Annotated in this window: 15 protein-coding genes; 3 read left to right on the top strand and 12 right to left on the bottom strand. The window is 62.6% G+C overall.

Features of this window, described 5'->3' with window-relative positions; translation table 11 throughout:
• Positions 1–6 precede the first annotated feature (6 nt).
• The 5 genes from Mame_RS19715 to rph form a co-directional block, all read right to left on the bottom strand.
• Positions 7–354, bottom strand: a complete 348-nt coding sequence (locus Mame_RS19715) for a hypothetical protein (protein WP_018065567.1) — start codon at positions 352–354, stop codon at positions 7–9.
• Between the two features lie 95 nt (positions 355–449).
• A complete protein-coding gene (hemW, locus tag Mame_RS19710; RefSeq protein ID WP_018065566.1) occupies positions 450–1,607 on the bottom strand; it encodes a radical SAM family heme chaperone HemW in 1,158 nt (385 codons plus the stop codon).
• 14 nt (positions 1,608–1,621) lie between these two features.
• Positions 1,622–2,266: an RdgB/HAM1 family non-canonical purine NTP pyrophosphatase gene (rdgB, locus tag Mame_RS19705; RefSeq protein ID WP_018065565.1), complete on the bottom strand. Its 645-nt coding sequence runs from the start codon at positions 2,264–2,266 to the stop codon at positions 1,622–1,624.
• 217 nt (positions 2,267–2,483) lie between these two features.
• A complete protein-coding gene (locus Mame_RS19700; protein WP_018065564.1) occupies positions 2,484–2,897 on the bottom strand; it encodes a VOC family protein in 414 nt (137 codons plus the stop codon).
• 4 nt (positions 2,898–2,901) lie between these two features.
• Complete coding sequence (gene rph, locus Mame_RS19695) at positions 2,902–3,624, bottom strand: ribonuclease PH (protein WP_026173604.1); 723 nt, start codon at positions 3,622–3,624, stop codon at positions 2,902–2,904.
• A 151-nt stretch (positions 3,625–3,775) separates the two neighbouring features.
• Between rph and hrcA the strand changes: the two genes are divergently transcribed.
• Both hrcA and grpE read left to right on the top strand, forming a co-directional pair.
• Complete coding sequence (gene hrcA / locus Mame_RS19690) at positions 3,776–4,864, top strand: heat-inducible transcriptional repressor HrcA (RefSeq protein WP_018065562.1); 1,089 nt, start codon at positions 3,776–3,778, stop codon at positions 4,862–4,864.
• Positions 4,865–4,961: 97 nt separating this feature from the next.
• The gene (gene grpE / locus Mame_RS19685; protein WP_018065561.1) at positions 4,962–5,594 is read left to right on the top strand and encodes a nucleotide exchange factor GrpE; all 633 of its coding nucleotides are present in this window, start codon (positions 4,962–4,964) and stop codon (positions 5,592–5,594) included.
• A gap of 61 nt (positions 5,595–5,655) precedes the next feature.
• Here grpE and Mame_RS19680 read toward each other — a convergent pair whose 3' ends face one another.
• The 7 genes from Mame_RS19680 to Mame_RS19650 all read right to left on the bottom strand — a co-directional run bounded on the left by Mame_RS19680 (position 5,656) and on the right by Mame_RS19650 (position 11,495).
• On the bottom strand, positions 5,656–6,138 hold the full coding sequence (locus tag Mame_RS19680; protein ID WP_155122153.1) for a hypothetical protein: 483 nt from the start codon (positions 6,136–6,138) through the stop codon (positions 5,656–5,658).
• A 236-nt stretch (positions 6,139–6,374) separates the two neighbouring features.
• Positions 6,375–6,839, bottom strand: a complete 465-nt coding sequence (gene ptsN, locus Mame_RS19675; RefSeq protein ID WP_018065559.1) for a PTS IIA-like nitrogen regulatory protein PtsN — start codon at positions 6,837–6,839, stop codon at positions 6,375–6,377.
• Between the two features lie 56 nt (positions 6,840–6,895).
• Entirely contained in the window at positions 6,896–7,465 is a 570-nt protein-coding gene (gene hpf, locus Mame_RS19670; protein WP_026173602.1) for a ribosome hibernation-promoting factor, HPF/YfiA family, read from the bottom strand.
• A gap of 326 nt (positions 7,466–7,791) precedes the next feature.
• On the bottom strand, positions 7,792–9,318 hold the full coding sequence (rpoN, locus tag Mame_RS19665; RefSeq protein WP_026173601.1) for an RNA polymerase factor sigma-54: 1,527 nt from the start codon (positions 9,316–9,318) through the stop codon (positions 7,792–7,794).
• A 116-nt stretch (positions 9,319–9,434) separates the two neighbouring features.
• Positions 9,435–10,259 (bottom strand): LPS export ABC transporter ATP-binding protein, encoded by an 825-nt coding sequence (gene lptB / locus Mame_RS19660; protein WP_018065556.1) that lies wholly within the window; start codon positions 10,257–10,259, stop codon positions 9,435–9,437.
• A 7-nt stretch (positions 10,260–10,266) separates the two neighbouring features.
• The gene (locus tag Mame_RS19655; protein WP_033410438.1) at positions 10,267–10,830 is read right to left on the bottom strand and encodes an LptA/OstA family protein; all 564 of its coding nucleotides are present in this window, start codon (positions 10,828–10,830) and stop codon (positions 10,267–10,269) included.
• An 8-nt stretch (positions 10,831–10,838) separates the two neighbouring features.
• Positions 10,839–11,495, bottom strand: a complete 657-nt coding sequence (locus Mame_RS19650) for a hypothetical protein (protein ID WP_018065554.1) — start codon at positions 11,493–11,495, stop codon at positions 10,839–10,841.
• Positions 11,496–11,904: 409 nt separating this feature from the next.
• Here Mame_RS19650 and Mame_RS19645 point away from each other — a divergent pair, with 409 nt between their 5' ends.
• Positions 11,905–12,201, top strand: coding sequence for an integration host factor subunit beta (locus Mame_RS19645; RefSeq protein WP_018065553.1), 297 nt, complete (start codon positions 11,905–11,907; stop codon positions 12,199–12,201).
• The last annotated feature ends 2 nt before the right edge of the window (positions 12,202–12,203 follow it).

Genomic DNA, 12,203 nt, shown 5'->3' with positions numbered 1-12,203 from the left:
GCCGGGTCACGTGGCGATCGGCTCCTTCGCTTCCATGAACAGCTTCAGCGATTCCTGGTAGCCGAGGGTCAAGAGCTGGTCGACATAGGCGATCAGCCTGTCGGCCCAGTCGAAGCCCATATAGGCGGCGAGCCAGACCAGGAGCGCCGCTATGATCAGCGCGTAGATGAAGCTGCGCAGCACCATCAGCACGATGGCGAGCAGCACGAAGGCGATCAGCCCGTAGAAGATCGAGGGCGCCAGCGCCACGCCGTCCTGATGGGCGAGATAGCCCATATAAAGCGCGAAGATGATGCAGACCGCTGCACTCAGCCGGTCGCGGATCTTGCGGTGGGTATAGGACGCGCTTGCCATTCTCGATCTCCCTTGTGATGCGGGCGCTCAACGCTAGAGGAACGCGGATGCGGGGCACCGGTTCCCGATATCTCACGTTCAGTCATGATTGTCGATCAGGATAGCTCTGCAACCACACGGTTCAAGACCAGCATGCCTTCGGGCGTTGCCCGCAGCCTGTGGTTGCCGATGCGCTCGACAAGGCCGAGGTCGATCAGAAACGCCTCGCGCTCGGCATCGACGGACCTGCCGGAAAGCGACGACCAGCGCGAAAGGTCGACGCCTTCCTTGACCCGCAGGCCCATTAGCAGCAGCTCGTCGGCCTGTTCCTCGCCGGTGAGCATGCTCTGTTCGCTGGTGCCGTGGCCAGCCTGTTCGACCATGCCCAGCCAGGTTTCCGGATGGCGTTCGGCGGCGGTGGCGATCTTGCCCTCGGCGGTCGTCAGCCTGCCATGGGCGCCGGGGCCGATGCCGGCATAATCGCCGTAACGCCAGTAGGTGAGGTTGTGCCGGCTTTCCGCGCCGGGACGGGCGTGGTTGGAGACCTCGTAGGCCGGCAGGCCGCGTTCCGCCGTCACGGCCTGCGTGATCTCGTAGAGTTCGGCGGCGTGATCCTCATCGGGCACGGTGAGTTTCCCGGCCTTGTGCAGCGCGTAAAAGGCCGTGCCTTCCTCGATGGTGAGCTGATAGAGCGAGAGGTGATCGGCGGCGAGGTCAATGGCGCGGTTGAGTTCGGCCACCCAGTCGTCAATGGTCTGGCCGGGGCGGGCATAGATCAGGTCGAACGACATGCGCGGAAATATCTCGCGCGCAAGCCCGATCGCGCCGAGCGCTTGCTCGACATTGTGCAGCCGGCCGAGAAACCGCAACTGCCGGTCATCGAGCGCCTGCACGCCCATGGAGACGCGGTTGACGCCGGCGGCCCTATAGCCGCGGAAACGCGTCGCCTCGACGCTGGAGGGATTGGCCTCCAGCGTGATCTCGATCCCGTCCGGCACATGCCATGCCTTCGCCACGGCCTCGAGAATGCCGCCGAGCGTTTCCGGCGCCATCAGCGAGGGCGTGCCGCCGCCGATGAAGATGCTGGTGACCTCGCGCGGGCCGGAAAGGGCGCGCATATGGTCGATCTCGCGGGCGAAGGCGGCCATGAAGCGCTTCTGGTCGACCGGCTGGTGGCGGACATGGCTGTTGAAATCGCAATAGGGGCATTTGGCCGCGCAGAACGGCCAGTGCAGGTAGACGCCGAAGCCCGGTTCGCCATTGTCGCGGGCCATGGTTTGCGGTTCGCTCAGCGTGCCAGCCCCTTTTCCACGAACAGGCGGAAGGCGCGGGCGCGGTGCGACAGCGCGCCGCCATCCTGCGGGCCACCATGGGTCTTCTCGTCGGTTTCCATTTCACCGAAGGTCCGGTCATGGCCGGCGGGCTTAAACACCGGGTCGTAGCCGTGGCCCTTGTCGCCGCGCGGCGGCCAGACCAGCGTGCCCTCGACCTCGCCCCGGAAGGTCTCGGTGTGGCCGTCCGGCCATGCAAGGCAAAGCACGCAGACGAAACGGGCGGTGCGTTGCTCGGGCGCGGTTGCGCCCTTTTCGGCAAGCAGGTTTTCGACCTTCTCCATCGCCATGGCGAAATCGCGGCTGCCATCCGCCGTTTCCGCCCAGTCGGCGGTGTAGACGCCGGGCGCGCCATCGAGCGCATCGACGGCGATGCCGGAATCATCGGCAAGCGCCGGCAGGCCGGATTTGCAGGCGGAGGCCAGCGCCTTGATTGCCGCGTTTTCCTCGAATGTCGTACCGGTTTCCTCGGGCACGTCGAAATTCAGTTCGGCCGCCGATTTGGCGGAAAAGCCGAGCGGAACGATCAGATCCGCGATCTCCGCGATCTTGCCGGCATTGTGGCTGGCAACGACGATGGTCTTGGTATCGAGTGTGCGCATGTCAGGTCCCGTTGAGCGGTGGTGGTGAGGGGTGGGCCGCAAAGCCCCCAAAACAATCTCCCCCCTTGAGGAGGAGATGTCGCGAAAGCGACAGAGAGGGGTAATGGGCATATGCCGCAAACGCCGTGCTCTCGGAAAGGGTTCACCCCTCTCTGCCCCTGTCGGGGCATCTCCTCCTCAAGGGGGGAGATTGACGGGAGGCGGATAGACTTTGCCATCACAGTCCCCAGAGCTTGCCCTCGGCGCATTCCAGACTGTTGCCGGCGGGATCGCGGAAATAGATCGAGCGGGCGCCGTTCGGCCAGAGGAAATCGCTTTCGATGGCGATGCCGTTTTCCTTCAGGCGATCGAGCATGGAGGCGAAATCATCGCCCGCAAGCCGGAAGCAGATATGGCCCTGGCCGCGCGCGCCGTGGGCAGGAACGGGCAGGGCGTCCGGCGGGGCGGGGATGACCGTCTCGTCCGGATTGAAGATCAAAAGAACGCCCGGGCCGCAGCGGAAAAAGATATGCCGGTTGCCGGCGCGCGAAATCTGTTCAAGCCCCAGAACGCCGCCGTAAAACGCTTCTGCTGCGTCGAGATCATCGACGTAGAGCGCGGTTTCCAGAATGGCGGCGATCGGGCTCTCCATGGCGTTACGCGCCCTCGACGGTCTTCTTCTGGAGGTCGACAAGCTCGGCAATGCCGTTTCTGGCGAGGTCCAGAAGCGTCAGGAACTCGTCCTGGCTGAACGGCTTGCCTTCGGCGGTGCCCTGGATCTCGACGATGCCGCCGGTGCCGGTCATGACGAAATTGGCGTCGGTTTCGGCGGAGGAATCTTCCAGATAATCGAGGTCGATGACCGGCTGGTCGGCGAAAATGCCGCAGGAGATCGCCGCGACATGGTCCTTCAGCACCTTGCCGGTCTTGACCATGCTGCGGGCTTCCATCCACTTCAGGCAGTCATGGAGCGCGATCCATGCGCCGGTGATCGATGCCGTGCGGGTGCCGCCATCGGCCTGGATCACGTCGCAGTCGACACTGATCTGGCGTTCGCCCAGCGCTTCGAGGTCGACGACCGCGCGCAGCGAACGGCCGATCAGGCGCTGGATTTCCAGCGTGCGCCCGCCCTGCTTGCCGGCGGAAGCCTCGCGGCGCATGCGCTCGCCGGTGGCGCGCGGCAGCATGCCGTATTCGGCCGTCACCCAGCCCTTGCCGCCATTGCGCAGCCACGGCGGCACGCGCTCTTCCAGCGATGCGGTGCACAGCACATGGGTGTCGCCGAACTTCACCAGGCAGGAGCCTTCGGCGTGCTTGGAGAAGCCGCGCTCGAACGAGACTTTGCGCATCTGGGTAAGTTGTCTGCCTGATGGCCGCATGGTGGAATCCTTCCGGTTGCTTTTGGCCGCGTTCTACGAGCATGCGCCCGCTTTTGCAAAGAAAAACGCGTCGCCGACACGGGTCAATTGCGTGGCGACGCCTTCGCACTATATTAGGCGGGAAGCTTTCTCACGTTTCGGCAAAGAGTGCATGACCACAAATCGCAAAGCAAAGGTTGATATGCCCGCCATCTCGCTCGATGACCGTTCGCGCGAGGTCTTCCGCCGGATTGTCGAAACCTATCTGGAGAGCGGCGAGCCGCTCGGCTCGCGCAACCTGTCGCGGCTTCTGCCGATGTCGCTGTCGCCGGCCTCGGTGCGCAACGTCATGAGCGATCTGGAGGAACTCGGCCTCATCTACGCGCCCCACATCAGCGCCGGACGGCTGCCGACCGAAAGCGGCCTGCGCTTCTTCGTCGACGCCTACATGCAGATCGGCGATCTGGCCGAGGGCGAGCGCGCGGAAATCGAGCGCCAGATGGGCCGCGTTGGCAGCGGCCAGCCGGTGGAGACGCTGCTGGACGAGGCGAGCCAGATGCTTTCCGGCATGTCGCGCGGGGCGGGACTGGTGATGACCTCCAAGAGCGACACCGTTCTGAAACATGTCGAATTCATCCGGCTGGAGCCGACCAAGGCGCTGGCCGTGCTGGTGGGCGAGCACAACCAGGTCGAAAACCGGATCATCGATCTGCCGGCCGGCACCACCTCGTCGCAACTGACGGCGGCGGCGAATTTCCTGAACGCGCATCTCAACGGCCAGACCCTGCCGGAGCTGAAATCCGTGCTGACTCGGCTGAAGGATCGTGTGCGTCAGGAACTGGACCAGCTGTCGCAGGATCTCGTGGGGCGCGGGCTTGCCGTGTGGTCGGGAAGCGCCGAGGACGGCAATCCGGGGCGGCTGATCGTGCGCGGGCGTGCCAACCTGCTGGAAGGGGTGGCCGATGCCGCGGATATCGACCGGTTGCGCATGCTGTTCGACGACCTTGAAAAGAAGGACAGCCTGATCGAGCTGATCAATCTCGCCGAAAGCGGCTCGGGTGTCAGGATTTTCATCGGCTCGGAAAACAAGCTGTTTTCGCTGTCGGGCTCGTCGCTGGTGGTCGCGCCCTATCGCGACAGCGACAATCAGGTCGTCGGCGCGGTCGGCGTGATCGGACCGACCCGCCTTAATTATGCCCGGGTGGTGCCGATGGTGGATTATACCGCGCATCTGCTGTCGCGGCTTTCCAGCACGCGCTGATCGCGACGACCCCATATCAGCCCTTGATTTTTCAAGGCTGAACCTCGATATCGGGGCTCAAGAAATTCACCATTGAAATGAAATCTGCGGAGACGTCATGACCGACGAGACCAAGAAAAACGGAACTGACGAACAAATCAAGGAAACGGTGCTCGATCTCGAAGCCGAGATGGATGCTGCGGCCGCCGAGGATATCGCCGAGGAGGCTCAGCCCGAGCCCGATCCGCTTGAAGTCCTGAAGGCCGAGAACGAAAAGCAGCGCGACCAGCTTCTGCGCCTTGCCGCCGAAATGGAGAACCTGCGCCGCCGCACCGCCCGCGACGTCAAGGACGCCAAGGCCTATGCCGTGACCGCGTTCGCGCGCGACATGCTCGGCGTTTCCGACAATCTGCGCCGCGCGCTGGATGCGATCCCGGAAGACAAGCGCACCGAGGAGATCAAGGGCTTCATCGAGGGCGTCGAGATGACCGAACGCTCGATGCTGTCAGGCCTCGAACGCCACGGCGTGAAGAAAATCGAGGCCGAGGGCGCGCGCTTCGACCCCAATATCCATCAGGCGATGTTCGAGGTTCCGAACCCCGAAATCCCCGCAAACACGGTGGTTCAAGTGGTGCAGGCCGGCTACATGATCGGCGAGCGCGTTCTGCGCCCGGCCATGGTCGGCGTCTCCAAGGGTGGCCCGAAGCCGGAAGCGGCCCAGCCGGCCGACGAAGCGCCGAAGGACGAGTGATTGACGGAAGCGCGGGGGATGACTGCTTTGCCTTCGTGGAGCAGAAGCTCTCCCCGCGGGATCAGGGCGCCTGGATAAAGATCACGCCTTCTCTTTCTGGTCCGTCAAACAATATGATGATGACCTCCTCCCTATTGGTGGAATAGTAAAGTCCCGGATGTTCCTCGAAAAGTATGGAATTGGCGTCATCGGTCATGTCTCGCAGACATTGCTTTCCGTCCAGGACGGTCATTGCAAGGCCGAGCACCGGCTCTTTGCTCTGTTTTTCGACGAAATCCCCGAGAGAAGGTTGCCATGTCCATCCTTTGGAACCATCCGGGTTGAGGGATGTGGCAGGCGCATCAGTCACCCCCTTCACAGGGTACCTGAACAACGCGACTGTTGGTCCGAGTCCCAGGAAACTGTAGCAGGTTGAAAGTACTTCGGGCTCTGCGCCTTCAGGCAGGGCCTCGGCTAAAATTCGCAGCAGTCCATCCTCGACCTGCCGGCCACATCCTGCAAACGCGAGAAACGAGAGCATGAGTGCAAAGTGATAACGTTTCATGCTGTCCCGCCTCATGGTCTTGTCCGGCTCGAAGCCGACAGGACTCTATAATTGCCGAGCGGTGCGACGTTTTAACAGCGGCTTCACAAAGAAGCCGCCGCGACACCTCGGTTATGGAAATAAACTTCGAGCACGATGTGGCTTTTTTCGGGTTGGCGCGAGGTGAATGTATAGAATTGCGTGCGGGTGGGTAAAGGCTCTCTATGCTCAGAAAAAGAGCGGCAAAAGGCTTTATCTCACGCTGCCGAGGAATCGGGGTCCGAATTCAAAAACGCGTAGATCGCGCTGTCGCTGTCGGAAGCGCGCAGCTTGCGGGTGAGCTCCTGGTCGCGCAAGAGGCGGGCGACGCGTGAGAGCGCTTTCAGGTGGTCCGCGCCGGCGCCTTCCGGGGCCAGCAGCAGAAAGGCGAGGTCGACGGGCTGGTCGTCGAGCGCGTCGAAATTGACGGGATGCTGAAGCCTGGCGAACACGCCGGCAATGTGGTCGAGCTTCGGCAGCTTGCCGTGCGGAATGGCGATGCCGTTGCCGACGCCGGTGGACCCCAGACGCTCGCGCTGCAGAACCACGTCGAAGATTTCACGCTCCGGTATACCGGTCACGGCTTCCGCGCGGGCGGCGAGTTCCTGCAGCAATTGCTTCTTGGAATTGGCCTTGAGGGCGGGGATGATCGCTTCCTGTTTCAGCAGGTCGTCGAGTGCCATGTCCTGGTATCCTGGCGTGAAAAGCGGACGCCATGCGGCGCCCGCCGGTTTGAGGGTCAGCCCTGAATGCCGGCTGTGTCGATCCAGCCGATATTGCCATCCGGGCGGCGATAAACGATGTTCAGCGTCTTGTTGTCCGGGTTGCGGAACAACATCAGCGGCTTGTCGGTCATGTCGAGCGCCATGACGGCGGTGGCGACGGCCATGGTGCGCACCTCGGCCTTGGCCTCGGCGACGATTGCCGGCGCGTAATCTTCCGGAATTTCGTCGTCGTTTTCGGGCGGCGTGTCCATCACCGAATAGGCGAACTCGGCGGAAACGGCCTGGCCGTTGTGGTGATCCTTGAGCTTGCGCTTGTAGCGGCGCAGGCGCTTGGCGATCCGCTCGAAGGCTGCCTCGAAGGCGGCCTGGGGATCATGCGCCTTGCCGGCCGCGTGCAGCACGGCGCCGCTGTCGAGATGGACCTTGCAATCGGCCTCGAAGCCGCCGCCGGCCTTTTCCACGGTCACCTGGCTGGAATAGCCCCCGTCGAAATATTTGGTGACCGCTTCCTCGATCTGATCCTCGATTTTTTGGCGGAAAGCCTCGCCGACTTCCATTTGCTTGCCCGAGACGCGAACACTCATGGTTATGCCCTTCTTCTTGTGTTTCCACGAGCCACTTTAGGCCAAGCTTCGATCTCCTCCAAGAGGGTCGGATCACTGGCCCTGTTGGCAGTGTGATGACAAACGGCCATCAATATCTATTTGGGCTTTTTTCAGCCGTTTGCCAGCGGGAAATCTGCAATTCGTTCCGCGTTCTTCATGCCGTCCGTCCGTTGGGCTCGCCATCTCGGCGCCGGCGTCCAGTCACGAAACCATTCAAATGTCGGTTCGCGCCCTTTGCGGCGGATGCTCTATCGTTCATGGACCGCGAAGTCAATGCGACCCCGGTTTTGTCTGCTCTAACCGTTTTAACCGGCTGCAACCCGCGCAAGGGCCCGCTTCTCCCGCCGACGCTGGACGGAGGAGGGGATGTTCATCGCCTCGCGGTATTTTGCAACCGTCCGCCGGGCGAGCGTGATCCCGTCCTCCTTCAGCACCGCGGCGATATCGTCGTCGGAAAGCACCGCGGCCGGCGTCTCGTCGTCGATCAGCCGCTTTATTCGGTGGCGTACGGCTTCGGCGGAATGGCTTGCGGCCTCGTCATCGGCTCCGGCGATCGAAACGGTGAAGAAATAGCGCAGTTCGAACAGCCCGCGCGGCGTGAGAATGTACTTGTTGGAGGTGACGCGGCTGACGGTCGATTCATGCATCTTGATCGCATCGGCCACCGTTCTGAGATTGAGCGGCCGCAGATGATCGACGCCATGCCGCAGAAAGCCGTCCTGCAGGCGCACGATCTCGCCGGCGACCTTCATGATGGTGCGGGCCCGCTGGTCGAGGCTGCGGGTCAGCCAGTTGGCGTTCTGCAGGCAGGTGTTGAGAAAGGTCTGGTCCGCTTCCGACATGCCACGCGATGCCTTGACCTCGGCCAGGTAGGGGCGGTTGACGAGCACCCGCGGCAGGGTGTCGCTGTTGAGCTCGATCTGCCAGTCGCCGCCGGGCCGCGCGGTGACGATCACGTCGGGCAGCACCGATTCTGTCGGGTCGCTGGAAAAGGCGCTGGCAGGCTTTGGGTTCAGCCTGCGCAGCTCCGTCATCATGTCGAGCAGATCGTCGTCATCGACGCCGCAGATGCGCCGCAGCTTCTGGAAATCCCGCCGCGCCGCCAGATCGAGATTGTCGACCAGCGCTTCCATGGCCGGATCCAGCCGGCCGCGCTGCCTGAGCTGCTCGCGCATGCAGTCGGCCAGCGACCGGGCGAAGACGCCGGGCGGATCGAGCGATTTGAGCCTTTCGAGCACATGCGTCACATCGTCGACGTCGATGCCGATATTGCCGGCGATCTCGTACGGCTCTCCCCGAAAATATCCGGCGTCGTCGAGATAGTCGATCAGATGACGGGCGATCGCCTGGGCGCGCGCATCGCGAAAGGTCAGGGCGATCTGGTCGGTCAGGTGGCCGCGCAGGCAGGGACGGCTAGCGACGAACTCGTCGAGATCCACGTGATCGTCGCCACCGCCGCCGGGCATCGATTTCCACTGGCTCATCAGCTCGGGCGCGTCGGGACGCGGTGCCGGGGCATCCTCGGTGAAAGCGCTGTCGTAATTGCTGTCGAGGCTTTCCTTCAGGCTCTCGGAGGTCTGGCGGTCCTCGCGATACCAGTCGCTTGCAGGCTCCCCACTTTCATGGGTCGCAAGCTCGGCGGGCTCGGGTTTTTCCTCCGCATGGCCTTCCTCGCCCCCCATCTCCAGAAGCGGGTTCTTCTCCACTTCCTGCGCGATAAAGGCGGTCAACTCCGCATGGGGCATCTGCAGAAGCTGGATCGACTGCATCAATTGCGGGGTCATGACCAGCGACTGGCTTTGTTTCAGAAACAGTTTGGCGCCAAGTGCCATGTATACGCCCCACGAAAAATGCGCAGCCGGCACGTGCCGGCCATTTCAGTCCGCGAGATTGGCATAAAAATTGCTTGATGATCAAGGCCGAATCGCTGGCGAGGCGAGCGCTGTCTTCAGAGGCTGAAATTGTCGCCGAGATAAAGTCTGCGGACATCGCTGTTGGCAACGATTTCCGAGGCCTTGCCGTGGGTCAGCACCTCGCCGGCGTGAATGATATAGGCGCGGTCGATCATGCCGAGCGTCTCGCGCACATTGTGGTCGGTGATCAGCACGCCGATGCCGCGCTGCGTCAGGTGACGGATAAGCCCCTGGATATCGGAGACCGAAATCGGGTCGACGCCGGCAAAAGGTTCGTCCAGCAGCATGAAGGCCGGGTCGGTGGCCAGCGCCCGGGCGATTTCGAGCCGTCGCCGTTCGCCGCCGGAAAGCGCGACCGCCGGCGACTTCCTCAGCCGCGCGATGCCGAACTCTTCCATGAGCTGTTCCAGCTTGTCCTCGCGTTCGCGCTTGTTCAGCGGCGTGAGTTCCAGAACGGCGCGGATGTTGTTTTCCACCGTCAGGCCGCGGAAGATCGAGGCTTCCTGCGGCAGGTAGCCGACGCCGAGCCTGGCGCGGCGATACATCGGCAGGCCGGTAACATTGCGCCCGTGCAGCGCGATGCGGCCTTCATCCACGGGAACGAGGCCGGTGATCATATAGAAGCAGGTGGTCTTGCCCGCCCCGTTCGGGCCGAGCAGTCCGACGGCCTCGCCCTGGCGCACGACCAGCGACACGCCATTCACCACGCGGCGATTGCGGTAGGACTTGGTCAGGCCTTCGGCGATCAGCGTGCCTTCGTAGTTGACGGGAGGGCGGCCATTGTTGGTCTTCGGCTGCGCGGTCTCTGCCGTCGGGGCAGCCGGCCGCGGCGCTGCGGATTTTGCCTTGTTCACATGCACCCCCGGGTCAGTTGCCGGGCCGCGATTGCGGATTGAGGCGAATCTGGACGCGCTTGCCGCAGGCGTCGAGCTTGGCCTGGCTGGTCGCCATGTTGACCGTCAGCTTGCAGCCGACAAAGACGTTGCCGTTTTCCTTGAGCACGACTTCCTTGCCTTCCAGCACGAATTGCTGGCTCGGCATGTCGAAACGGCCGGTGTCGCCGGTCGCTGACTGGGTGTCGGTATCGAGGCGAACCCCGCCGGTGAGATCGATCCGGTCGATATCGCCCTGACCCGAGGCAATCCCGGTGGAGCCGCCTTCGTAACGCACCGTCATCTTCGCGGCGCGCACCGTGTTGACGCCCTGCACGGCAACGACATTGCCGGAAAAGGTAATCAGTTTGGTCGCGTCATCGACCTCGAATTCATCGGCATCGATATCGATGGGCTGGTCGCCGGCGAGCTGGAAACCGGTGGTTTCGGTGGCTTGTGCGAACGCCGTATCGGCAGGGAGCCCCGCTGCGCAGAGCGCGGCGAAAGCCACGGCCGCCGGGATCATGCCGGTTCTGAATCTAGAAATACCCAACGCCATCGATAACCTCACTGATTGCCCTGACCGAGGGCAGACGGAGAAAGTGTAACATGAACACCGCCCCCGAACCGAATTTTCTGTCCGTTATCGGTGATATTTACGTTTCGGGCAACCACCGAAGCCTGCGGCGCGGTCACGGTCACCGGGTCGTCGCTTTTAAGCGTGCCGCCCTGGATATCGATCGCGGCGGAGTTGAACTCTGCATGCATGCCGTTCGAAAGCTTGATTGTGAACGGCTCGTCGATATTGAGATATTCGGTCGCCCGGTCGTAGAGCGTGCGCGCTGCATCGACGACCGCCGTCACCGAATCCTCGACCGGCACCTGCGCCGTGACGTTTTCCAGGAGCACGGTGCTGTCATCCGGATTGGCGGCGGGCAGAAGCGCCCGGTCGGCCTTCAGTGAATACGGTATGCCGTCGCGATTGCGGCCGGTTATGCCGGGATTGGTCATGACGATCATGCCGTCTTCAATGGTGGCGGAGCCGAGCGAAACGTTGTCCGGCACCAGCGACTGCACGAAGGCCGTGGCAATCAGTGCGATGGCGATCGCGAAGGCGGCGATCGGCAGCAAGATCTTCAGCCGCCGCACGGATCGCGTGTGCTTTGCCGCCCTGCGGAAAGCCTGGTCGATCGATGCCCGGTCTGTTGCCTCGGAAATTGTCATGCCGTGTCGTTTCGGTGTCCATTGCGTGCGTGCACTCGAAGCCCCACGGTTATTATGTTTCGCGGTCGAGAACAAGCTGCCCATCTAGGCATTGGCAGGGCCGCAATCAAGCGGCGAAGAAACGCGGCGCGCCCGTGCCCTGTGGTATCGCGGCGACATCCCCGCCAGCAAGATGTGCCGGTTTGCCAAATCGCGTCATCTTATGCCTTCGGCCACTTGAACTCGGTCAGCCGTATAACGTAAACAGGTCGAGTTTGAGGCCTTTTCTGGACGGAACGGAATAAGACGGGCGACGCAAAGACGACGGGGAGGGGCGAAATCGTCCTTGGGCGGATCGGACTTGTTGACGGGCCATGGTCTGTGGGGCAGACTAATTGGCAATGAAAATCATGGATTTGAGGGGTCGAATGTGATCAAGTCGGAGCTGGTTCAGATTGTGGCGGCGCGCAATCCGCACCTTTATCACCGCGATGTCGAGAACATCGTGAACGCCATACTCGATGAAATCGCCGATGCGCTGGCCGCGGGCAACCGGGTCGAACTGCGCGGTTTCGGCGCTTTTTCGGTCAAGAACCGGCCCTCGCGCTCGGGCCGGAACCCGCGCACCGGCGATGCCGTTTTCGTTGAAGAGAAGTGGGTGCCGTTCTTCAAGACCGGCAAGGAGTTGCGCGAGCGCCTCAATCCGGACCAGAAAAACGACAACTGACG

This window comes from Martelella mediterranea DSM 17316 (assembly GCF_002043005.1).
Taxonomy (GTDB): domain Bacteria; phylum Pseudomonadota; class Alphaproteobacteria; order Rhizobiales; family Rhizobiaceae; genus Martelella; species Martelella mediterranea.
This window is presented reverse-complemented; position numbering and strand designations above follow the sequence as displayed.

Bases quoted from the DNA above. Each gene is read 5' to 3' on its own strand.
- Mame_RS19650 (WP_018065554.1), bottom strand. From the start codon at position 11,495: ATGACAATTTCCGAGGCAACAGACCGGGCATCGATCGACCAGGCTTTC.
- hrcA (WP_018065562.1), top strand. From the start codon at position 3,776: ATGACCACAAATCGCAAAGCAAAGGTTGATATGCCCGCCATCTCGCTC.
- hemW (WP_018065566.1), bottom strand. From the start codon at position 1,607: ATGGCCCGCGACAATGGCGAACCGGGCTTCGGCGTCTACCTGCACTGG.
- rph (WP_026173604.1), bottom strand. From the start codon at position 3,624: ATGCGGCCATCAGGCAGACAACTTACCCAGATGCGCAAAGTCTCGTTC.
- rpoN (WP_026173601.1), bottom strand. From the start codon at position 9,318: ATGGCACTTGGCGCCAAACTGTTTCTGAAACAAAGCCAGTCGCTGGTC.
- Mame_RS19655 (WP_033410438.1), bottom strand. From the start codon at position 10,830: ATGGCGTTGGGTATTTCTAGATTCAGAACCGGCATGATCCCGGCGGCC.
- grpE (WP_018065561.1), top strand. From the start codon at position 4,962: ATGACCGACGAGACCAAGAAAAACGGAACTGACGAACAAATCAAGGAA.
- Mame_RS19680 (WP_155122153.1), bottom strand. From the start codon at position 6,138: ATGAAACGTTATCACTTTGCACTCATGCTCTCGTTTCTCGCGTTTGCA.
- Mame_RS19715 (WP_018065567.1), bottom strand. From the start codon at position 354: ATGGCAAGCGCGTCCTATACCCACCGCAAGATCCGCGACCGGCTGAGT.
- Mame_RS19700 (WP_018065564.1), bottom strand. From the start codon at position 2,897: ATGGAGAGCCCGATCGCCGCCATTCTGGAAACCGCGCTCTACGTCGAT.
- rdgB (WP_018065565.1), bottom strand. From the start codon at position 2,266: ATGCGCACACTCGATACCAAGACCATCGTCGTTGCCAGCCACAATGCC.
- hpf (WP_026173602.1), bottom strand. From the start codon at position 7,465: ATGAGTGTTCGCGTCTCGGGCAAGCAAATGGAAGTCGGCGAGGCTTTC.
- ptsN (WP_018065559.1), bottom strand. From the start codon at position 6,839: ATGGCACTCGACGACCTGCTGAAACAGGAAGCGATCATCCCCGCCCTC.